At 46.1% G+C, this 23,050-nt stretch carries 21 protein-coding genes; 9 read left to right on the plus strand and 12 right to left on the minus strand.

What is annotated here, in order from left to right; genetic code table 11:
* Nucleotides 1-35 precede the first annotated feature (35 nt).
* Nucleotides 36-1,988, minus strand: coding sequence for an AraC family transcriptional regulator (locus MHI25_RS25540; RefSeq protein ID WP_340394566.1), 1,953 nt, complete (start codon nucleotides 1,986-1,988; stop codon nucleotides 36-38).
* Nucleotides 1,989-2,109: 121 nt separating this feature from the next.
* On the opposite strand from MHI25_RS25540, the gene MHI25_RS25545 reads away from it, so the two are divergent.
* Entirely contained in the window at nucleotides 2,110-2,286 is a 177-nt protein-coding gene (locus tag MHI25_RS25545) for a hypothetical protein (RefSeq protein ID WP_340394567.1), read from the plus strand.
* A 173-nt stretch (nucleotides 2,287-2,459) separates the two neighbouring features.
* Here the strand turns inward: MHI25_RS25545 and MHI25_RS25550 are convergent, their stop codons facing one another.
* From MHI25_RS25550 to MHI25_RS25585, 8 genes are all read right to left on the minus strand, one after another.
* Nucleotides 2,460-2,924: a phage tail protein gene (locus tag MHI25_RS25550; protein ID WP_340394568.1), complete on the minus strand. Its 465-nt coding sequence runs from the start codon at nucleotides 2,922-2,924 to the stop codon at nucleotides 2,460-2,462.
* Nucleotides 2,925-3,016: 92 nt separating this feature from the next.
* Nucleotides 3,017-3,916 (minus strand): hypothetical protein, encoded by a 900-nt coding sequence (locus MHI25_RS25555; RefSeq protein ID WP_076186413.1) that lies wholly within the window; start codon nucleotides 3,914-3,916, stop codon nucleotides 3,017-3,019.
* Nucleotides 3,917-4,537: 621 nt separating this feature from the next.
* A complete protein-coding gene (locus MHI25_RS25560) occupies nucleotides 4,538-4,954 on the minus strand; it encodes a hypothetical protein (RefSeq protein WP_339244773.1) in 417 nt (138 codons plus the stop codon).
* A 32-nt stretch (nucleotides 4,955-4,986) separates the two neighbouring features.
* On the minus strand, nucleotides 4,987-6,726 hold the full coding sequence (locus MHI25_RS25565) for an ABC transporter ATP-binding protein (RefSeq protein ID WP_339244775.1): 1,740 nt from the start codon (nucleotides 6,724-6,726) through the stop codon (nucleotides 4,987-4,989).
* Nucleotides 6,723-8,504 (minus strand): ABC transporter ATP-binding protein, encoded by a 1,782-nt coding sequence (locus MHI25_RS25570; RefSeq protein WP_340395710.1) that lies wholly within the window; start codon nucleotides 8,502-8,504, stop codon nucleotides 6,723-6,725. Before MHI25_RS25570 ends, MHI25_RS25565 begins: the two co-directional genes overlap by 4 nt.
* Nucleotides 8,505-8,675: 171 nt before the next feature.
* Entirely contained in the window at nucleotides 8,676-9,701 is a 1,026-nt protein-coding gene (locus tag MHI25_RS25575; RefSeq protein WP_339169600.1) for an AraC family transcriptional regulator, read from the minus strand.
* 194 nt (nucleotides 9,702-9,895) lie between these two features.
* Complete coding sequence (locus MHI25_RS25580; RefSeq protein WP_076186419.1) at nucleotides 9,896-10,657, minus strand: SagB/ThcOx family dehydrogenase; 762 nt, start codon at nucleotides 10,655-10,657, stop codon at nucleotides 9,896-9,898.
* Between the two features lie 166 nt (nucleotides 10,658-10,823).
* Nucleotides 10,824-11,048: a LuxR C-terminal-related transcriptional regulator gene (locus tag MHI25_RS25585; RefSeq protein ID WP_019908812.1), complete on the minus strand. Its 225-nt coding sequence runs from the start codon at nucleotides 11,046-11,048 to the stop codon at nucleotides 10,824-10,826.
* 215 nt (nucleotides 11,049-11,263) lie between these two features.
* Between MHI25_RS25585 and MHI25_RS25590 the strand changes: the two genes are divergently transcribed.
* Complete coding sequence (locus tag MHI25_RS25590) at nucleotides 11,264-11,431, plus strand: hypothetical protein (protein WP_169744806.1); 168 nt, start codon at nucleotides 11,264-11,266, stop codon at nucleotides 11,429-11,431.
* Between the two features lie 371 nt (nucleotides 11,432-11,802).
* Here MHI25_RS25590 and MHI25_RS25595 read toward each other — a convergent pair whose 3' ends face one another.
* Both MHI25_RS25595 and MHI25_RS25600 read right to left on the minus strand, forming a co-directional pair.
* On the minus strand, nucleotides 11,803-12,729 hold the full coding sequence (locus MHI25_RS25595; protein WP_143766422.1) for an IS3 family transposase: 927 nt from the start codon (nucleotides 12,727-12,729) through the stop codon (nucleotides 11,803-11,805).
* Complete coding sequence (locus MHI25_RS25600; RefSeq protein ID WP_036683594.1) at nucleotides 12,678-12,995, minus strand: transposase; 318 nt, start codon at nucleotides 12,993-12,995, stop codon at nucleotides 12,678-12,680. Before MHI25_RS25600 ends, MHI25_RS25595 begins: the two co-directional genes overlap by 52 nt.
* Before the next feature lie 666 nt (nucleotides 12,996-13,661).
* Here MHI25_RS25600 and efeO point away from each other — a divergent pair.
* From efeO to nagA, 7 genes are all read left to right on the plus strand, one after another.
* The gene (efeO, locus tag MHI25_RS25605) at nucleotides 13,662-14,549 is read left to right on the plus strand and encodes an iron uptake system protein EfeO (protein WP_076130417.1); all 888 of its coding nucleotides are present in this window, start codon (nucleotides 13,662-13,664) and stop codon (nucleotides 14,547-14,549) included.
* A 5-nt stretch (nucleotides 14,550-14,554) separates the two neighbouring features.
* Entirely contained in the window at nucleotides 14,555-15,892 is a 1,338-nt protein-coding gene (gene efeB / locus MHI25_RS25610; protein WP_076280486.1) for an iron uptake transporter deferrochelatase/peroxidase subunit, read from the plus strand.
* Between the two features lie 400 nt (nucleotides 15,893-16,292).
* Nucleotides 16,293-17,735: an FTR1 family protein gene (locus tag MHI25_RS25615; protein ID WP_340394569.1), complete on the plus strand. Its 1,443-nt coding sequence runs from the start codon at nucleotides 16,293-16,295 to the stop codon at nucleotides 17,733-17,735.
* Nucleotides 17,736-17,929: 194 nt separating this feature from the next.
* Entirely contained in the window at nucleotides 17,930-18,910 is a 981-nt protein-coding gene (locus tag MHI25_RS25620) for a LacI family DNA-binding transcriptional regulator (RefSeq protein WP_340394570.1), read from the plus strand.
* Nucleotides 18,911-19,138: 228 nt separating this feature from the next.
* On the plus strand, nucleotides 19,139-20,017 hold the full coding sequence (locus MHI25_RS25625) for a MurR/RpiR family transcriptional regulator (protein ID WP_339169610.1): 879 nt from the start codon (nucleotides 19,139-19,141) through the stop codon (nucleotides 20,015-20,017).
* A complete protein-coding gene (gene nagB / locus MHI25_RS25630; RefSeq protein WP_076130421.1) occupies nucleotides 20,017-20,745 on the plus strand; it encodes a glucosamine-6-phosphate deaminase in 729 nt (242 codons plus the stop codon). The genes MHI25_RS25625 and nagB overlap by 1 nt, the downstream gene beginning before the upstream one ends.
* On the plus strand, nucleotides 20,733-21,917 hold the full coding sequence (gene nagA / locus MHI25_RS25635) for an N-acetylglucosamine-6-phosphate deacetylase (protein ID WP_340394571.1): 1,185 nt from the start codon (nucleotides 20,733-20,735) through the stop codon (nucleotides 21,915-21,917). Before nagB ends, nagA begins: the two co-directional genes overlap by 13 nt.
* A gap of 81 nt (nucleotides 21,918-21,998) precedes the next feature.
* Here nagA and MHI25_RS25640 read toward each other — a convergent pair whose 3' ends face one another.
* Nucleotides 21,999-23,030 carry a YhcN/YlaJ family sporulation lipoprotein gene (locus tag MHI25_RS25640; protein ID WP_340394572.1) on the minus strand — a complete coding sequence of 344 codons (1,032 nt, stop codon included), beginning with the start codon at nucleotides 23,028-23,030 and terminating at the stop codon, nucleotides 21,999-22,001.
* Nucleotides 23,031-23,050 lie beyond the last annotated feature (20 nt).

Consider the following 23,050-nt stretch of genomic DNA (forward strand, 5'->3'; position numbering starts at 1 on the left):
TTTAGATGGCTTCAGGTAGGTTCAACCCAATAAGGTTATTTTGATGAAGCCAGCTTCGATAATTTGTCGGCAATATCTTCAGCTTGTAACAAGGAGGAGTATGAATCTGCTGCAAAATATTTTTCCATATCAATCTCAATCATTCGATTGTTTTTGACTGCATCCAACATCTTCCATGTTGCTGGCAACTTAGGCGGTTCTTTGTCCTTTACGGTAAGGACAATAACGTAGTCACCTACATAATCATTTACCGTTTCCCAAGAAACCTCAACCCGGCTCATTTCCTTATCAATGATTTCACTTTGAACTTTTGGAGCGGGATTCAGACCCAAAATATCGTAAGTAGCTCTGCCGCCTCTCTCACCCTGATTACCAATGACCATTAAAAATTTCTCTACGGTGATATAATCTACGATAGAAATAGTTGCATCTTTTGCAAGTACATTATTAATTTTTTCGCGGGCAGTTATTTTACGTTTTTCGAAATCTGCCACAAACTGTTTAGCCTCTTCTTCTCGATCCAGAATTTCTCCCATAGCTGTAATCTCTTCTTGAATCGTTGCGTATTTACTTGTATCAAATAATACGGTCGGTGCGATCTTAGAATAGTTACTATAAGCATCTTTATTCCAGGTTATGATGACGTCTGGCGCTAGCTCTAATACTTTTTCAAAAGAAATACTTCCTTCCGCCCCTATATCTTGTACCGTCTCATCTAAGAAAGGTTTGAGAAACTGAGAATACTCCAGTTGGGTATTTGATGCTCCAACCGGTACTACCCCAACTGCTAAGACTGGTCCCAAATCCCAATCAACTACAACACGTTGGGGATTGGCTGGAACATTAACATCCCCCATGACCGTTGTTATTTTCCGTAAACCCGTATTTTCAATGGCCTGATTGGAAGGTTTACTTTGTGTTGGTTCTGCTCCCGCATTGCTATTACGGCTAGTGTTCCCATTTCCGCAAGCTGTAAGTAACAGTGTAAGCACAAGCATTAGCATTAATCCTTTTTTCGTTTCGATCCCCTTTAACATCTGTTTATCCCCTTCAAGTTTTAGTTGATAATGATTATCATCATCAATATAACAAGCAGAAGAATATTTGCCCATGGAGGATAAGAACTCTTGCCATGGACTATCTGAAACGATCAAACCTGACTTCACCTTATTTTTGTATTGAACTGGCGTTGTCCCAACCTGCTTCTTAAACAGACGGGTAAAATAAAAGACATCACTATAACCTACGCTTACAGCAATCTCCTGTACGGTGGCATCGGTTTGAATCAGTAACTCCTTCGCTTTAGCCATCCTGGTCTGAATTACATATTCAATGGGACTTCTCCCTGTACGGCGTTTGAACTGCCTCGATAAGTATTGAATGCTATAATTCCATACTTCTGCCATAGATTCAAGTGAAATAGGTTCATAATAATGTTTGTGAATGTATTGAATGATCTGTTCCACTAAATCTATTTCTTTGGGGGCAACTCCTTGAAGCTGTAACTGCTGGACAAGTGTATATACAAACTGATAAAACTGGATTTTCGCCTGGAACCGTTCCATAGCCGGTCTGCGATTCCATTCCTCATACATCGATTCCGCATGACGGTATAAAACAACCGGAGAATTTGGTTTACATGCATATTGCAGATGAAAAGGGTTATTTATATGATAGGATTTCAATATTGTTTTACTAGCTTTAGTAGAAATACTACCTCTATATAAAATGTAATAGTATGTGACATCCTCATGTCCAACCTCGAACTTGATGTTACTTCCTTTTCCCGCATGTAAAACAAAGAATCGTTCTAAGGAATGCCGATTACCATCCAACCAGATCGCACCTTGCCCCCGCACGACAAATATAAAACAACTAGCTGGGAGTATATGTTGCTGTTTACTCTGTCTACGTATCACATGTTGGCGAATATCCACCAGTTGAATCCATGAAGCGTCCCATACCTGGATGTATTCTTCCCAATTCAATGTTAAACCTCCCAAGTCCAAAAGCATGCTAACCCATTGCAGCTGCAAATCCCTATACAAACCAAAATCGTAAACGATAACCATTATCATTGTCAAATGATAGGTGACTTGTCGAACACATTTGAATGAATCAAATCTGATGCCCCCGGAGAGTCTCCAACCAAGTCGATATAGCCAAGCCACCTCAGCTCTTTTCTACGGGATTTATACCGTACATTTTACCGTTCCAGCCACCTCAGCTCTTTTCTACGGGATTTATACCGTACATTTCACCGTTCCAGCTATTCATGCAAAATAATTATGAAGTACGCTCGCAACTCCAGTTTTCGTTGCTCTATATAACAAATTCGGCCTCTTGAATGAGAGTCCATTCCCATAGATAACCTACGCAAATTATCTATATCGGCAAGATTTAGGGCCATCCTTTTACAGGATGGCCCTCTCATTGATTAAGTTGCAATTTTGCTAACCTTAATACTCTCCTTTAATTACAAAAAACGAACCCCGAATTGTTCCGGCTAACTTGGACTTCTGCCTAGCAAACTTAAACTTCTCTTCAAGCTCCTTTGGGATCTCCATCCCCTCAGAAAGCTTAAAACCAACAGCCCGCTTCTTAGGGTCATCCACCGTATACATAACGTTGACTGCAAGACCATCCTCATAAAAGACATAAGCAAATTTAATGTTTTCCACTTGAAAACGCGACGTTTCTAAAGGCTTGGCCGCAAACTCAATATCACGTTCTTCTTTTAAAATTCGGTTCACATAATCAAGGGTCTCCTGACTTTTGCTGGCTTGTACAACCGTAAACTCATGTTTGTATTTGTTCATAAAGTAACGGGCCTCATTAGCACGCAGACCAGCAAGTGCATCTACTACAGGTGAAGATTCTAACCCAACCGTAGACACATTTTTAAAATCAACGATATAGGACATTTCCATCTCTCCTTTTCTCTCATTATTACCAAAAAAACTTATCGTTACTTAGGATACGGTTCGCGTGTTGTCTGTAACGGCAAGTTTCTGTGTTAACTGCTGTGCTCTTTTTCTATTAAAGTGACCATCTCACGCTTCCACTTTTCTCGCTCCTCTGGCGGGATCGGCTCCCCTTTGTCATACAGAAATCTAATCATATAGAACCCATCCTTCGTAAGCAGGCTGGTAACAAGTTCATGCTCTAATACATTATTGTTCATCAACTGCGTCTCCACTATAGAGCTATTATCAGTCTGATGCAGTACTTGAGCGGTCAACAAGGTCTCTTGGGAGATATAATCCGCTGTATGCTTCTCTACAGAAGATGCCTCTATCTTATCAAAATAATTAATCGTGAACGTATGCGAAGGTTCGTACCGATGGTATTCTCCCAGCGGATAATATCCGATAAATTGACTGTTACTGTAGACATGGAAGGTTGCAGGTACATAGCTATCAAGTTGAAAATACGGGATGAATCGCGCAATGCCTGAATTGATCTCTTCTCCAGGAGGAATGACCGCATCCACACCACTAAGGAAATCACCCTTCTTATCTACATAAATCGTGCTATAAGGGCTGTACCTCGTAATCCAAATTGAACCATTCTCCTTCACAGCCTCAACGTAATAACTGATTATTTGATTTCTTTTTTCCTCACGTTCATCGGCGGGGTTGATACAGGTATGAATGTGCTTCCGAGTGTATGTAAAGACTGCTTTAGTGGCATCCATTGACAGCAATTCAAATTCGAGAATTTCAGATTTTATATTATAGATTTGAAATGTCATCATTAATTGAAAATGATTTAAAAAGGACATTCCCCTCTTATCTGGATGAAATCTTTTGCTCAAACCTTCTTCATCCTTATCCATATAAGCCTGCTCCAAGCCTTCAACCAGGGCCTGCAGCTCCTCTTTGGTGATGCCTTTATTTTTCTTAAAGAAAAACATGTCTTCTCTCCCCTCATTATCAGTCTACTGCCAATTACTTACTCCTATTTATTATACGGGCACACCTGTGTACTTTTCTAGTTATGAAGAAACCATCCCTGACAAAGGAATGGTTTCTTTGAGTAGGTATACCTTTCGGTCATCCCTACATTTTAAAATGTTCACGAACTAACCTAAATTGTTCTTCTACGCTCATGTTTGGTGTTCTTTCTATGGTTTTGATGCCCAGCTTAGTGCATTCTCTCTTCCGGGATAAACGGTAATATAAATTCAGGCATTATTCCTAAATCTATTAGGATTGGTAGGTCATCAGGTAACTTCAGCAAGTCAATAATAAAGAAGTCCATCATCTCTTCGACCACTTGAAATAACCATTGGCTAGAGATCATCCTCTAATGTTTGAAAACCTAATTCCTCTACAAACTTCTTGGTTTAATTCTTCTTTCAAATAATTATTATTTATCTTCATCTAACACACCCCATTTATATTTCAAAAAGCTTACTCTGACACGTTGGTTGTAAGGGGTTGGCGGATTCTTATCTTTCTAGACAAAAAAACCTTCCCCACCCAAAAGGGTGAAGAAAGCTTAAATGTGTATCCCCAAATTATGGGCAGCTATATTAGGTTTTCGTACCCGAGGGTGCCTTAGTCAACTGCTCCTCCAGCCACCTTATCGCCTCAGCCTCTCCGGAGAAAGCGCCTCCGGGGCAGCCGTAGGTTCTTTTAGTGGACAACGCTGTAACTGGCTTGTAGACAGCAAGTAACTTAGCATTCTGCATTACGACCGCGATGCCTGAACAATATTGGGCGATTTCCCGCTTGTTCATCTTGCACCAGTTCATATACAGCTGTGTGACCGCACGCTCTGGACGTGTGTTTTTCTCAGCAGAATGCACCATCAGCAGGCCGAAGGCAGATCGGCGCGCGAGCAGCTCTTCCCAATAAGCGATATATTCTTCTACTGTCTCCTGATCAAACGCCTCCCCCAAACTAAGGCTTATGATCGGCCAAGCGGATTCATCCTTTGTTATAGCCATACGTGTCCCTCCTAAACTGTGCTGAGCATTGCCTAAGATGTGATGCGGAATCCGACGGATTGCTGTTGCAGCTTCCAGAGCCGGTCGTACAGTCCGCCGCGCAACAGTAGGGCTTCATGTCGTCCCTGCTCGACCAGCCGACCGTCTTCCAGTACGATAATGTTGTCCGCACCGCGTATGGTTTTCAGCCGGTGAGCGATAACAATGACGGTTCTGCCCGTAATCAACGCATCAATTCCTTTCTGGATTTCGGCCTCATTCTGCGGGTCAAGCGATGCAGTAGCTTCATCCAACAGCACAATTGGAGCATTCTTGAGAATCGCACGGGCAATGGAAATTCGCTGCTTCTCCCCTCCGGAGAGCGTACTGCCGCCTTCGCCTACCGGCGTATCATAACCAAGCGGTAATTTCATGATGAAATCATGGCAGTGAGCCATTTGCGCTGCCTGCTGAATATCCCGATGCGACGCCCCCGGCCGCCCAAAAGCAATGTTGTTCCCGATGGTATCTTGGAATAGGTACACATCCTGAAACACCACCGATACAGATCCTAGCAGATGTTCTGGATCAATATCCTTGATGTTGCGCCCACCTAGCAGAACGCTCCCTTCTTCAGGATCATAGAAACGTGAGATTAGGCGCAGCACTGTACTCTTGCCGCTGCCTGACGGGCCCACAATTGCAGTCAGTGAACCTTGCGGCATTTCCAGACTTAAATTTTTGAGAACAGGCTCTCCTCCATAGCTGAAGGTTACATTGTCAAACCGAATGGTGCTGCTTTTAGGAAGAGGACTCGTATTACCTGTCATTACCGGCTGGCGTAGCAGGTCTACTATACGTTCACCCGCTTGTTCGTTATAGCGGAATTCGGCATAATTGGCTAGCGCTGTGGTCAATGGATCATAGATACGTGTGCCGACAATAAGGAATACTGCCAACTGCAAAATACCGAGCTCCCCCCCTAATAATAGATGAACACCTACGTATACCATTAAGGTCAGTCCCGCACGAAGAAGAGCCATAGCGGTTAGAATAACCGGACCGAACATCCCTTCCAGCTTCACACTTTCCTTCATCAAAGTTTTAAAAGAGTTATCCAGACGGACAAATCGTTCTCCCGTCAGGTTATAGGCCTTCATCACCCGTATACCGTTCAAGTATTCTTGCAAGCGGTTCGCAGCGTTCAGCTTGGCCTTCATATGATCCGCTCCGAGTCTCCGCCGCAGCTTGCCCGATATATACATGATCAGGAGAGCAACCGGCAGCGCTACGAACATAGAAAGCGCCATCCGCCAGTCCAGAAACAGTAAACCAGCAAGTGCAAATATCGGCAGTACAAAAGCTCCCGCAAGCTGTGGCAGCAGATGTGAAATGCCCGTCTCAACGAGCGTGAAATCGCCCATCATCATATTGGCTAAATCACCTGGGTCCCGGCGAGTCAGGTAACCCAGCGGAAGCTTCCGCAGATGTTCTGCTAATTCCGCACGTCCCTGTGCAGCAACATTGTATGCCCCGCGGTAAGCGGTGCGATAGGCGGGAATCTCACTCAGGAACATCAGCACCATGACGGCGACAAGCCCTGCGCAGATCCACCAAAGGCGTTCTGTCTGAAGTTCTGCGCCTACAGTAATATAAGGAGCAAAAATCAACCGCACCGCCTCAATTACAAGCGCGAACGGCAGCACACTAACTAGATTAGCCAGCAAAGAAAAAAGTACAGGCTTCAGCAACTGCTGCGGTTTACCGGCAGTAATATTATGCAATACCTTCATAGCTGATCCCCTCCTTTTTCCATATGCCAATCTCCGGCGTCACTGTAGGCATACCACATTTTTGCGTAAAGCCCCTTCGCCTCAATCAAACCTGCGTGCTCTCCACGTTCCACGATTTCTCCATCCCGCAGCACCAGAATTTGTGCAGCTTCACGTATAGAGGAGAGTCGGTGAGCAATGACAATAACCGTCTTGCCGCGCATAAGCTCCGTAAGTGCTAACTGCATATGAAACTCATTTTCTGGGTCGGCAAAAGCAGTCGCTTCGTCGAGCACGAGCACTGGTGCATTTTTGAGAATAGCCCGAGCTACTGCAATGCGCTGCTCCTCACCACCCGAGAGATAGACACCGCCCTCACCAATTAACGTATCGTATCCCTGCGGGAGCCGAGTAATGAACTCGTCGCATTGTGCCGCTCTGGCTGCAGCCTGGACTTCCTCCAAAGTCGCTCCCGGTTTGCCGACAGCAATATTCTCATACAAAGTGTCATAGAACAGGAAGGTTTCCTGAAATACAAAAGCAACTGTATTCATTAATTCATGGATTGCCATATGGCGAATATCGACTCCACCGATGCGGATTGCACCCACTTGCGGGTCCCAGAACCGCGGCACCAAGCTGGCCACCGTCGATTTTCCCGAACCTGACGGGCCTACCAGTGCTGTAACCTTCCCTTGTTCCGCACGGAATGAGACTTCGCTGAGCGCCGCTGCAGTCCCTGCATCTTCAATGTAGGAGAAGGTTACATCCACAAATTCAACGTCAAAAGTATGCGGGGATAGCGGTTCTGCTATTTCCGGTACAGGCTGCTGTGCCAAGAGACGGTCCATCCGCTCCACGCCTTCGCCAATATCCCGAGTGCTTGAAGCCAGCAGAAGTAGCTTGTAGAGCGGAGATGAAACACCGGGTGCCATAATCAGAAAGAACAACAGCACAAGCGCAAAGGACATGGAATCCGGCCGACCGCTTAGCATGAAGACGCCCACCGGCAAAATAAAGGTAAATGGTGACGCCAGCAATGTTTTGAATAAGATATAACCTGTTTGATAACGGTCCGTATACTCCAGACAATAATCGCGGTAGCTGGTCATATCACTGTAGAACTTTCTGAAAGAATGCACTGTCTGCCCGAACACCTTAACCGCGGGCATCCCCCGTACATACTGCACCGCCGAAGTATTGATCTGCTCCAACGAATCATGATACTGCTTCACACTGGCCTTGCCTCTGCTGCTCATCATAAGCGCTGACTGCACACCTAATCCTATAATTATCGGCAGCAGGCAAGCTACCGCTAACGGCGGACTAAGCCAAAACATCGCCACGATCATCAGCACCGTAGAAGCCAGCACGCTGACTAAATCGGGAAGCTGATGCGCTACGAAATTTTCCACCTTGTCGACATTCTGCTCTAGCGTCTTCTTGACCACGCCTGTTGAAGTCCCGTTCAGGAATCCGAGCGGCAATCTGCCCAAATGCTCGGTCATTCGCACACGCAAATTATATTGAATTCGAAAAGCCGCAATATGCGAGCACATAATACCACAATACGAAGTCACCAGCCCTCCGATTAACCCTCCAAGTGCAATCCACCCCCAGCGGATCATATACGCACCGTCTACCTGTCCGGGCAATGAAGCATGGCGCAGCAGCTCTGCCAAAATGAAATAAACAGACAAAAACGGAATCAGCATTAATACGGCGCTGACAGATGACAATATTCCGGACAAGAGCAGCAAACCTCGCTTCTCTCCGGCGATCTCCAGCAGCCTTGGCATGCCGGTTTTGGTTTTACTCACAGCTGTTCCCCCACTCTTGGTAATTACGCGCAAAAAAAGTGCACTGAGAATGATTCTCTGTGCACTAGTGTATAGGAACGTTGTTCACCATTGCTACCGTTTAAGGGATTATAATTAACCAAATCAGGAGCATCTGTGCAGGATACGGACTTACAACTTAATACCGAAGAGACGCTGCCTGCCGCTGATCAGATATTCTCCTGGACGCACACCGAACTTTTTGCGGAAGGCTGCCGAGAAATGACTCACATTACCGTATCCAACCCTGGAAGCTGCTTCACTTACAGTCATACTCCCTTGTTCCAGCAGCTGCTGCGCTCTCTGCATCCGTTGTTCGATAACGAAGGCATGCACGGTATAACCAAACATTTCCTTAAAGCCCTTTTTCAGCTTGAACTCATTGAGGCATATAATGCGAGAAAGGCCTGCAAGCGTCGGCGGGTGCAAATAATCACGCTGTAAAATCTCCTTAGCGAGCCGCAGGCTCTCCATATCCTCTCTGGACAGCTTGACCGAGCGTGGAATCCGGTCTGCTTCATATAAAGATTCATTGAGATAGACCGCCATAAGCTCCAGCATTTTGCCCTCCAGATAAAGTTCACGCATGCCATGGCTATAGGAACAATCCGCAATCTGCGATAGAATGAAGCGGATGGATGGTGTGATGTTATTTTTTCCAAAAAACAAACCCGCACCAGCTCCGATGCGAAGCCGTGTATCCTCAGTCAGACCACTGGTCATCCGCTCAAATTGTGCAGGGCTCATATCTATGCTGATGAATCGGTACCCCGCTCCACTCAGGTATGTGCAGTTTTCACTTCTTACTCCGCCATGAAACAGCGCGATTTCTCCTGTATCTATAACAAAATAGTCCGATTTCAGCGAGGTCCCCCACTCAATGCCATGCCCCATGCAGAATGCCAGCTCTGTACGCGGAGTGCTAAAATTGCCCTTCGCTTCGATATCCCGATTAAAACAGAGATTAAAATCTGTCATCTGGATATACCCATGGCTAAGCAGGCTGCGGCAACTGCCTTCCCCTATTTCGACTGGAGGTTTAATCTCAAAATGAGCCCCATCAAAACGATAATTATAATCTACCCCTTCACATGTAAGCGTCTTATGGGCATCAATCGTTTCTGCTTCTTTCAGTCCATTGCTTCGCTCCATGCTCATCCCTGCTTCCTCTTACTTTGGGTTAATTATATATGCAATGAGAATGATTATCAATTAAACATTACGATTTCCTCTTCGTTCAGACTGAGCAGTTGGGCAAATACACTGGATTATAATCAAAAAAACCTTTCCCACCCCGAAGGGTGAAAAAGGCTTATATGTCTCACTTCCGAAGCCGTATCTAGCCTTCATAGCTACTCTCGTTTCTTCCCAACTGCCCCAAGATAGATAACAAACTCTTCATCACCGTCTAATTCTAAAATCTCATCTATCAACTTTTGATCATAGATTCCAATTGCGCAAGCACCTGCACCGATGGATTCGCTGGCTAAATAAAGGTTCTGGCAGACATGTCCAACATCGATGAGGATTTTTTTGTGAGCAGAAATATCATACTTCCATTCGGAGCGGTAGGGTGTGGTACTCCAGGCAAACAATACAGAAGCCTTTTTGGCAAAGTTAGGGACAAAGGGCTGATCCAAAGTAATAGCATCAATCTTTTGTTCAAGTTGATCTAATTCAAACATAAATAAGAGCTTATGTTCCACAGGCAGATATCTGTAGATCCCTTGCCCAATGCCCTCTACACGCATAATCATTAAATAGGTTTCAAAGGTGTGCGTCGCCCCACTGCAGGGTACAGTCCGCAGCGTAAGTCCGTTCTTATTCATACCGCTAATCCCTTGGGTAGCCCATAATAAATAGGATAACTCCTCCAGACTAACAGTATCCTCAGAATAGAACCGTGTACTTCTTCTTTGATCTATACAATCAAAAATATTTTCTTTACTCACAACGTCTTTGCTGACCTTGGGCAAATCAATAATTAGTGAATCTGAAACAAATGGCTTAACAATTGGCGGTTGTGCAATTCCCTTGATCTTATCTGTTTTGATATGTTTGAATTCATGAAAATTGGATTTCAGAAAATTTCTTTGTTGTTCATATCTGGTCATAACAGATCCTCCTGAACTACCTTAATAGCTCTAATTTATCATGCCATAAAAATCATACGGTGATCTAACTCACTCTTCAGTTGTTTTGGTGAGTAAACAAAAAACCTCCCTTTGCCCCGAAGGGCAAAAGAAGGCTTAAACGCGTCACTTCCGAAGACATGGCCAGCTATATTTTCAGCTCCCCAAGCTTGATCAGCTCGACAACCGCTTGTGAACGGCCTTTAACGTTTAGTTTTTGCATTACATTGGAAATGTGGTTTCGAACTGTTTTTTCGCTGATAAATAATAAGCCAGCGATATCACGAGTCGTTTTGTCCTGCACGAGAAGCTCAAAAACTTCGCGCTCACGATGAGTCAACAGAAATTTGCTGTGGTGTTCGTTCCCCTTCAATGGTGTCACCCCTCCTTGCCCTGGGTTTGTTTGGTATAACAAGGTAAAGGGATACAGTCAAAACATATTATGTAGTGTTGATGTTAATGGTGCTGTCACAATTATAAAATGGGCTTAGTTCATTCAAATGCAAAATCCTGAAATTTTCATGAATAAGAACATCTTTTTTCAGGGCAAACTACGGTTTGTTGTTTCTTATTAAAGGAGGTGTATGTATGAGCCATTCAAAAAACAATCAACCTACCAAAGCAGAAGTACAAACAACGAAATTAAACAAATTACCACTCGTAGGTAAATTCGAACCTGAATTTTCTGCAGAGGAAGCTGCAGAAGTGTTCGAAAACCAACCCTCTGCAGATCATGAATCCCATAATGAACGATAAAAAGCGGATGACGCTTTGATCTTATTCTTAAGCAGATCAAACCTTCAAAGAATGGAACTGTCACATTAACAGCTTAATTAACTATAAATGAGACGGTTCCCTTCATTTAAACATCGTAAACGACTTAGAGCAGCGATTCGCCATTAATGGGAATCGCTGCTTTATGTTGTAGGCTGTTGGCTGCCCGCTCCAATAGTGTATTCACCAGCCACAACTGAGGCTTTCGGACCCAGATGGCGTTATTAACAAATTTATCGCCTTTTGAGCGAAGTTTCGGACTCCAGTGACGCTATTCCTTAGAAACAGGCTCATATAGGGTACTTTTCAAACCAATAGCGACTATGCTGGACCTCTGTCAAGAAAGTGGACAGTCACGCAACAGACATTCTAGTCAATTGCTCAGCAAAACGAACTGGAGAAAGATACCCCAGCGCGCCATGCATTCGCTTGCGGTTATAGTAAAACTCAATATATTGAAAAAGTGTCTGGTAGGCTTGCTCCTTAGTTTTGAATCGTGGATTACAATAAATGAGCTCCTTTTTCAAAATGCTGTGCCACGACTCGATACAGGCGTTATCATAACAGTTACCTCTGCGGCTCATGCTGGACTCCATGCCATAAGCCTTCAACTGCTTCGTGTATTCATGAGAAGTATATTGAGAACCTCTATCGGAGTGATGTAATAGACCCTTTTCCGGTTGTTTAGCTTCGTAAGCATCTTGTAAAGCGCCCGAAATCAAGCTAGTTTCCATATGGTTCTCCAAACGCCACCCCACGATTTCGCGCGTGCAAAGGTCCATCACACTAGCCAGGTACAACCGCCCTCCCCGGCAAGGAATGTACGTAATGTCGGTAACCCATACTGAATTGGGTTTGCGTATTTTAAATTGCTGGTTCAGCGTATTCGGGGCAATCGGATGGTCATGATTGGAGTCGGTGGTCTGTACCCGATACGTTTTGGAGACAATGGAGCGAAGCTTCATATGTCGCATGTACACACTCACCGTGCGTTCGGTAACGGTATAACCTTCTTGATGTAACAGGCGGGTGATCTTCGGACTCCCATACCGCTTTTGATGGTCTGTAAAATGATACTGAATTCGCTTCATTATCGCAGCCTTACGAAGCATATGCGTACTGGTTTTTTCTGTCCGCCACTTGTAGTACCCGCTCCGTGACACATGTAGGGTCATGCACATCTTCTCCAAGAGAAACTCGGAGCGATGTTTTTCAATAAACTGGAATCTCAGTTCCTTGGTTTGCTGAAGATGTGCACTGCTTTTTTTACGATCGCTAATTCCTCTTCCACATCGGCAATCTTGTTATCTTTTTCTTGAAGTTGACGGCTCATTTCTTTCAACTGTGCCTCGAGTTCCCGTACTCGATCCACGCTAGCTGCCGGTTCATTCTTTAGTTCTCGATACTGGCTCATCCATTGATGCAGGGTACTTTTTGGGATGTTGAGCTCTTCCGCCAAGTCGCCCACTGTCTTTGTTTGCTCTTGAATGAACTGCACTGTCTGTTTTTTAAATTCTTCGTTATACCGTTGTCGATGTTCTCCCATGTGAACACACCTCCGTGGACTCATTATCGCCAGTCTGTTAACTACTGTCCACTTTTTATTCTAGCTTCATGCGGTCCGATAGCGGCTCAAATATCGAATAATGCTGCATTTAGTGTCATCTGGGTCCTTTAGTTACTGCTTATGCGCAAAAGTTTGCTGGGGCCGTTACTGCTGCGTCGCGCAATGGTTCGCCGGGTCGCCGGGTCGACTGCCCGCTCCAATAGTGTATTCATCGGCGCCAACTGAGGCTTTCGGACCCAGATGGCGTTATTAACAAATTTATCGCCTTTTGAGCGAAGTTTCGGACTCCAGTGACGCTATTCCTTAGAAACAGGCTCATATTCGATACTTTTCAAGCCAATAGCGACTATGCGGTCCGATAGCGGCTCAAATATCGAATAATGCTGCATTTAGTGTCATCTGGGTCCTTTAGTTACTGCTTATGCGCAAAAGTTTGCTGGCGCGGTTACTATTCTGCTTTTTCAATTGTAATCGGATACATTACTACAAAACACACTCCCGACCCTGGGAGTTTTTTGTCGTGCCATTATTACAATGAGATACATCACATTTTTATATTGACAGTAATTGTATACGGACTTATGATAAGTCCAGCATAATTGATAACGATTATCATTTAGATATAAAAAAAGGGGTGTTTTTTTAATGAAATTTACTTATGCTGTGCCTGCAAGTCTACTTGCGGCCTCCATACTGTTCACTGGATGTGCCAATAACAACAACTCTACAAATACTGCTGCCAATAGCACTACAGCCACCAACGCACCGACGACTGCTGCAGCTACCAACACACCGGAGACTGCCACCGCTGACTTCACGTCAGCTATAGATCAATATCGCACATATGTCATCCAGCAATGTGATGAATTTGTGAAGCAAACAGAGAGTTTCACCAACGCTGTAAAAGAGGACAAGATTGATGAGGCTAAGGCGCTCTACGCTCCTGCCCGCATGTACTACGAACGGATTGAGCCTATTGCAGAAGCACTTGGTGACTTGGACCCAAATATCGATGCCCGGGAAAATGATGTAGATGCGGCAGAATGGCGCGGTTTCCACAAGCTTGAGAAAGCACTCTGGCAGGACAATACAACTAAAGACATGACAGAAGTTGCTGACCAATTGCTGAAGGATGCACAACTGCTGCGTGCGAAAGTTGAGACCGTTGAGATCGACGCGAATCTGCTCGTAACTGGTGCTGTTGAGCTTTTAAACGAGGTCTCCTCCTCCAAAGTAACCGGAGAGGAAGAACGTTACTCGCACACAGACCTGTATGATTTCGTCGCAAACGTTGAGGGTGCGCAAAAGATATACGAGCTGTTAAAACCAGAACTAGCTAAAAAAGATGCCGATCTTGAAAAAACCATTGGTGAACGATTCGCTGCCTTGCAAGCTGAGCTTGCCCCTTTCAAATCCGGAGATGGATATGTTTCCTATGAAGAGCTGAAAGAAGATGAAGTACGTAAACTGAGTCAGAATTTGGACGCCTTGGCTGAGCCATTGTCCAATATGGGAACTATTCTAGGAGTGTGACCCTCATGAATAAACATAACAAGTTCACTGGAGTACCAGGTAATCCTGAAAGTCCCCTTCTTAATGATCAATCGAAGAATGAGCCTATATTTGGTAAAAAATTAAGCCGCCGCGATATGCTGCGGCTTACTGGCGCCACTGGCCTTGGTCTTTTGTTAGGGGGCGGAGGTGTCGGTGGAATTATGGCTGCGCGTAATGCTGTAGCTGAGCCAACGAAGGCCGCAGAAGGTGATTCCAGTTCCATTCCTTTTTATGGGAGCCATCAGGCGGGGATTTTGACACCTGCACAGAACTTTATTTATTTTGCTGCCTTTGATTTCACCACAACCAAACTGGCCGATGTGAAAAAACTAATGCAAGCATGGACCACTGCCGCTGCCGCTCTTACTACTGGCGAGCTTATTGGTGACGTAAATGACAACCCCAATCTTCCACCCTCAGACACCGGGGAAGCGGACGGGCTAAACCCTGCACGGTGTACGCTGACCTTTGGTGTTGGTCCTTCCTTTTTTGATGAAAGATTCGGCTTAGCTTCGAAACGCCCAGCCCTATTGGCCGATCTTCCGGCATTTGCGGGTGACAATCTTGATCCGAAATGGTGTGGCGGGGATATTTGTGTGCAAGCCTGTGCGGATGATCTGCAGGTCGCATTCCATGCGATCCGCAATCTGGCGCGTATCGCCCGAGGGACTGCTGTACTGCGCTGGACACAGGAAGGTTTTCAACGCACTGGAGCAGCGGATCCCAAGGGGGCTACGCCACGCAATCTTTTGGGTTTCAAAGACGGCACGGGCAATCCCGATACAACCGATAACGCTGAAATGAACAAAGTGGTCTGGAACAGCAGCAGTGACGGTCCTTCTTGGATGAGCGGCGGCACTTATATGGCGGTACGCCGGGTACGTCTGCGTATTGAAGTCTGGGATCGGTCGTCGCTAAGTGATCAGGAGGCTACCTTCGGGCGTTATCGTCACACCGGAGCTCCACTCGGAGCTAAGGATGAATTCGATGATCTGGATCTTTCAGCTGCGGACGCTTCCGGGAAACCTGTCATTCCGGTGAATTCACATTCCGCATTGGCGCATGGTGACGGTACAGTCAAAATGCTGCGCCGCTCCTACTCTTTTTCCAGCGGTTTGGACGTCACCACGGGCCAGCTTGATGCAGGTTTGTTATTCATTAGCTTTCAACGTGATTTAATGAAACAATTCGTTGCCATTCAGCAGCGCCTCTCTAAGACTGATCTTTTGAACGAATATATGACTCACACCGGCAGCGCGGTATTTGCCTGCTTCCCCGGTGTCCGCAGTGGCGGCTTTATCGGGGAAACACTACTAAGCTAAATTTATGGCTGTCCATTATTGAAGGGGGATTATCCCGATGTTATCTCTTACGCATCCTAAACGGCAAATGCCAAAGGTTGCCTTGCTGATTCTGTTTGGCTTTTTGTGTATGCTTTTGCTCTCCAGCCCCGCGGGGGCGGAGGGCGATGGCACGGTCGACGAGCTCCTGCCGCCGGTCGGCAGCGCACTCGTCGAAGCCGGCCAGAGCCGCTGGGACGCGGCCGCGGCCGATGTAGAAGTGTTCGCTGCGCTGTGGCGCACCGCGAACACAGGCACGCCGGACCCGGCACTCGCCGGTCCGGCTGCTGCCGTTGACGCCGCGCTTGCAGACGCGGCGAAAGCCCTTGCGGCGGGCGGCGGCGAGCCCGCCAAAACCGCACTGTCCACGCTCGCGAGAAGCGTGGACGCGTACGTCACCGCCGCCTCCGGCACGGTCGGCGGTGACACCGGAGCCGCCGGACGCGAGACGGCGGCGAAGCTTTTGCCCGCGGCGGAACGCACGCGGGATGCGGCGCGCAGCGCCGACTGGAGCGCGGCAGCGGCAGCGTACCGCGACATCGTCAGCGGATGGAAGCCGGCGGAGCGCAACATCCGGGCGGACGATTCCACCGTCTACAGCCTGCTGGAGACGCGAATAAGCCTGCTGCGGATTGCGCTGCAGGCTGAACCGCTTCGCGAGGCATCGGCGAAATCGGAAGCAGAAGCTCTGTATCAACTGCTGGCTGATTACAGTGAAGGCAAAACCATTGACGCTGGGGATACTTTCAGTGAACCAGCTTCTATAGAGGGATTAATCAGTTACCTGAACAAAGCATCCTCCGCTGCCAAAGACAATAACAGCACAGAAGCGGCTAACATCATGGAGCAATTCATCGTAGCCTGGCCTTCTGCCGAAGGGCAAGTCCAGATCGCCTCACCAACAGTCTACAACAATATCGAAAATGAGAGTGCGGCTGTCACAGGTTACCTGCTCTCAAATCCGCCTAAACTGGATCAAGCTTTAACCATCATGAACAATATGCTTAGCGAACTAACGCCTTTGGCTGGTGAAACCACTTATAATGCTTGGGATGCCGCTTTGATTCTCTTGCGCGAAGGGCTTGAGGCTATTCTCGTCTTGTCAGCTCTTCTTGCTTACCTGAAACGTGATGGGAACGCCAAAGCGCAAAAATGGATCTGGTCCGGTGCAGCTGTCGGCCTCATCGCAAGTATCGGATTGGCTGTTTTGCTCACTTATACCATTTCTCGGGCAGCTTCCGGGGGAGCACGGGAGATGATTGAAGGAATTACTGGTCTTGTCGCAGTAGTTATGATGCTCACAATCGGACGCTGGTTACATAGCAAATCAAACACTGCAAATTGGAACAACTACGTGGGTAGGCAAGTTGATGGCGCGCTGGCCAAAGGAAACCTTTGGTCACTGTCCTCCGTTGCAGCGCTTGCTATTTTACGTGAAGGTGCAGAAACTACAATTTTTTATGTGGGCATGGCTCCATCCATCAAGCTGTCTCAATTACTGCTTGGGATTGGATGTGCTCTGATTATTCTTGGTATTGTAGGTTATGCAATTATTGCCTTGAGTGCAAAATTACCGATTGCCGCCTTCTTCCGTACAGCTACAATTCTGATTTATTACCTAGTATTCCGCTTTCTTGGGGAGAGCATTCACTCGCTTCAGGTTGCCGGCAAACTTCCTGCACATGTACAAGAGGGCTTGCCTTCAATTAACTGGCTTGGCATGTATCCCACTTGGGAAACCTTGCTTCCACAGCTGCTTGTCTTGTTGTTTATTGTGTGGGAGCTGTTTCGGAACAGATCGCCAAAGGCTTCACGAACAGCTTAGTTTTAATACAATAGATATACCGGTCCGTCACGCCCTTGTGGTTACGCCGGTTTAGTCCGGTAATCTCTTGCATTTACAGTCTAATTTATGAAATGGATTCCATAGCAAGCTTTTTATTTGGGAGGTAATTTGCGGACAATATGATAAAATAAAATGACTATACACAAGCACAAAAGGGAGGCTGTTGTACTCTAATGGCTAATATTAAAGAAATTGCCCGTATGGCTGGTGTTTCTGTGACAACAGTCTCGCGTGTGCTCAATAATCACCCTTATGTAAGTGAAGTCAAACGAACCGCAGTCCTAAAAACTATTGAAAAATTAAACTACACGCGTAATATGAACGCCGTGCATCTGATCACTGGGCGGACTCAAGCTATAGCTGTTATTATTCCGTATACCAACTTATTTTATTTCTCAGTCATTATTGCAGGCTTGGCTCAAGAAGCACTGCTGGCTCAATACCGGCTCGTTCTCTGCCAAACCGATTATCGTACGGAAGAAGAAATTAAGGTGCTTGAGATGCTGCGGAACAAAGAAATTGACGGTGTAGTTATGGTCTCTTCAACAATGAGCTCAGAAGCTATTGAAGAATATACAGCTTATGGTCCTATTGTGGTATGTCAGGATAGGGGAGAACGCCAATTTTCTTCTGTATATATTGAGCATTATTCTGCTTTTCGCAGTGGCCTTCAATATTTGAATGATAAAGGTTACCGCCATATTGGCTACTGTGAAGGAAGACCACACGGCAGCAGCAGCTCTATCCGCCAAATTGCCTTTAGAGACTTTCTAGAAGCTACAGATCAGCCTTACAATGATGAATGGATGATCTATAACTGTCTGACCGAAGAGGACGGTGCCCGCGTACTTCACCAACTGCTGCAGATGAAGAATCGTCCTGATGCCCTGATTATTTCAGCAGGCGATCATATAGCGGCTGGTTTAATCATCGAAGCTTGGAAAAAGGGTATCCGCATTCCTGAAGATTTGGCCGTCATTGGATTTGATGATCAGCCTATCGGCCGAACGTTAGGTCTGACCACTGTAGATAATCAGTTAACTGAAATGGGCATATCCGCTTTTCGGATTATCTATGATCAGATCCAGCGAAATGATGGACAACCCGTTCATCGCAAGCTTGAGTACCGTATTATAGAACGCAATACAGTATAGTATCCTTTTCATCTTATATCTCCGTAATTACATCATTTTAACGGTCCACTTTGCAGCCTTCTGCGAGTAGACCGTTTTTTATTTTTGCATATTCCCCTTTAGTATTCATTTTTATCCCTTGCTTCCGAATGGAATTTGTTTTATCCTAAATATGAAAATAATTTTCTGCATTTATTTAATAATCATAAAAATAATTTCAATACCCATTGAAACGAGGTGGATGAATGGATGTCCCCAATACTGCATGCACTCGAGCATGAGAAGGCCAAGCTCTCTCAAATGGAACGAAAGCTGGCTGAACGAATTCTCTCCTCACCAGGCGAAATCGTTCATATGGGCATTACAGAATTAGCAGAACAATGCGGAATAAGCCCGGCAACGATCACACGTTTCTGTAAGGTGCTTCATTTTAAAGGCTTTCCGGATTTCAAGGTGAAGCTGGCAGCAGAAATTGCTCATAGTGATGCCTCGCCGCAGGATGGTGGCTCTTCTTATCAAGATATTGTAGCCGGCAACCCACTCTCCGTGATTGTGGAAGCGATGCAGACGAACCATCTGACCTCCATCCGGGATACTACCTCACTGTTAGATCTGGAGCGATTGCAGGCAGCAGTTCATTTATTGTGCCAAGCACGCCGCGTTGATCTGTACGGGATGGCGACCTCTTCCATTGTCGCTCAGGATTTCTATCAGAAGCTGATCCGCATAGGCGTAAATTGTACTGCTTTTGCTGATTCCCATATGCAGATTACCTCTGCTTCATCACTCTCCGAAGGTGATGTCGTGTTCGCAGTATCCTATTCGGGAGAGACTCCCGAGACCATTGATGCCTTGATGTGTGCGAAGGCTAGCGGAGCAAGCACTATCGCACTAACCTCTTATGGCAGCAGCACCTTGGCTACTCTGGCGGATATCCCCCTATTCTCCTCATCTTTGGAGAAAGGCATGCGACGGGGAGACATGGCCTCACGCATAGCTCAGCTTCACATCATTGATATTTTGTTCACTGGAATGGTCAGCACCCGTTTTGGGGATTTTATTCCTAGACTGGAGCAATCTTATCTCAATGTCCAACAATACCGAAACAAACGAGGAGGACAATCCTAATGAATATTCTAAAGTTCCATAGTGATGAAGATTTCGTACAAACGGGTGCGAATCTTATTGCCAGCCTGCTGCAAAGCAATCCTAAAGCCGTGCTCGGTCTTGCGACCGGAAGCTCCCCAGTTGGGGTTTATGCCAAATTGGTTGAAATGCACCAAAAAGGACTTGTGAGTTTCTCTAAAGCAACTTCCTTTAATCTGGATGAGTATATCGGCTTGCCTGTCGACCATCCACAAAGCTATCGCAGTTTCATGAACGAGCAATTATTTAACCATATAGATATTGATCCAGGACAGACACATATCCCTAACGGAAACGCAGCGGATATGGAAGCAGAATGCCTTGCATACGATAAAATGCTGGAAGAAAACGGACCCGTTGACTTGCAGATTCTCGGTATTGGCAGCAACGGCCACATTGGATTCAACGAACCCGATGCTAACCTCAGCAGCAAAACCCATGTCGTCGACCTGCTTGAAGATACCCGGGAAGCAAATGCTAGATTCTTTGACAGTTTGGATGAGGTCCCTCGGCAAGCGATCACAATGGGCATTGGAGGCATCCTAAAAGCACGCCAAATCCTCTTATTGGTTCGTGGTGCCGGCAAAGCTGAAGCTATCCGCAATGCTGTGGAAGGCCCGATTACAACCCAATGCCCTGCATCCTTGCTGCAGAGTCATCCAAATGTAATCGTTCTCGTAGATGAAGGAGCAGGCAAATGGCTGAAATAAATAAAGAACTAGAACAGTTGCTGTTCGGTAAGGTACTGACTCCCCAAGGTTTAATTGAGCACGGTGTGATTGCCGTATCTGGAGAGCAGATCCACTATGCTGGCGATGCGGCTTGGCTTCCAGAGCGTTACGCGCATTGGCCTGCCAGTGGTCAAGCAACGGATCTCCTGATCCCCGGATTTGTAGATGTACATGTTCATGGTGGAGCTGGCCACGACTTTATGTACAGTGATACTGAATCGCTGAATGCCATCACTAAGTTCCATAGTTCCCAAGGAACAACAACAATGCTGGCTACAACCATGACCGCTTCCAAGTCTGCTATTGACCAAGTATTCTCCGAAGTCAGCGCTTATCGCGCTGCTGAAATGCCTTACACACAAATCGCAGGCATGCATTTGGAAGGACCTTTCATCAGCCCGAAATGGTCCGGCGCACAAAATCCAGAGCATATTGTTCCTGCCAATATTGAGTGGCTAGCACAATGGGAGAACGATTATCCAGGAATGATCCGGCAAGTCACGCTTGCTCCGGAACGTGAAGGTGCCCTCGAAGCTATTCTCTGGCTGCGCAAGCACGGTATAACTGCAGCGCTCGGGCATACGGATGCCTCCTTTGAAGAGGTTATTGCCGCAGCAGATGCTGGACTTAACCAAGCCGTGCATATGTTCAATGCGATGACACCCCTACATCACCGTAAGCCTGGAGCGGCTGGAGCTATTTTGTTCGATAAGCGCATTCGCGCAGAGATTATAGCCGACGGGATTCATGTTCATCCCGCAGCCATTTCTATATTGACCCGTCTCAAGAAAGAGAACAATTTATTACTGATTACTGATGCCATGTCTGCAACTGGACTTAGTGATGGTGAATATACAATCGGTGATTTACCTGTACTCGTTCAAGATGGCATCGCTACCCTTAAAGATAATCCCGCTGCTCTAGCTGGAAGCACACTAACGATGACTCGCGGCTTCCGTTATCTGATCCAAGAGGTAGGACTCACCTTGGAAGAGGCCTCCCGCGCTGCAAGCCTTACGCCAGCGGCGTCCATTGGAATGGAACGAAGCATTGGCTCCTTGGAGGCTGGAAAACGCGGCGATATCCTACGCCTTGATGCTGAATTTAATATTCGCGGCGTATGGATCGGCGGACGTCCAATCACCACTTAATAAAATTAGCTCCAAACAAAAAAGCAACAATTCTCTCCAGATGGTGAGATTGTTGCTTTTTTATTTAGATCACAAAAATCATTAATAATTACGAGTTGGGAAAATTCGTTCAACCATGGTGCGGAATTCATCCACAAATCCTTTTATCGGATGACCGGCACGAGCCTCTTCAGCATAAACATTGGCGCGTTCCACGAAGTCAGGATTTGCTGATACGTATACATCCTTAATTCTCGCATCATGTTTTTTAACTTCTGCAGCAATTTTATCTTTAATTGCTTTGGTAACTGTTTCTGTTTCTCTTGTATTTATGGTGTTATTTGTGTTATTCGTGCTATTGGTGTTATACATATGCGTCGAATTACTTCTGTAATTCGTATCATGGGTACTAGGAGTGGTACTGCGCATGCCCATTCCCATTCCAGTTCCCATACCTTTTCCTATCCCCATATCTACATCATGTTTCGAGCCATTGCTGTTCAGCAGAGGACCATTATTATAAGTATGGTTTCTTGTCGTACCTGTACCTGTACCTGTTCCTGTACCTGTTCCCAACATATCCGCTCCCAAATTACCCATGCCATTGATTCCATTTCTGGTTGCCGGTCCAGTACTTGTTGTACCAGGAACTGTATTTACAGTACCTTTTAAGGCTCCGTTCATACCATTGGTTACGGCTCCAGTATCATTCATTCCATCACGGCCAATTTTCACTCTTCCTGTACCAGACATTACGCCAGTCGGTCCATAATTGTGAGGAGTGGTTGAGGATTTTGCCCGATACGATGGAGTCCCTTTGGCACGCAGGCCAGCAGTTGCATCATTTAAAGTTACTGCTACATACGCGCTTTTTCCTGCAAGCATTACATTCGCTGAGCGGACTTCAGGCATTGCAGCAATCCGGTCTGCAAGCTCCTGACTAACTTCCATCTTAGTGATGTTATGTGTGCCACCGCGTACGGAATTCACACCAATACGCCCATCATTTACTCCCCGGACACTGTTGGTTTGCACATTCGATTTTTCTGCCGTATTGGTTCCACACCCCGTAATACTCACCAAGCCGAGAAGCAATGCAGCTGAGACTGACATACTGATCTTGGATCGCAACATGAATTCATCCTCCATCTCTA

The organism is Paenibacillus sp. FSL E2-0177 (assembly GCF_037992975.1).
Classification (GTDB): domain Bacteria; phylum Bacillota; class Bacilli; order Paenibacillales; family Paenibacillaceae; genus Paenibacillus_AQ; species Paenibacillus_AQ odorifer.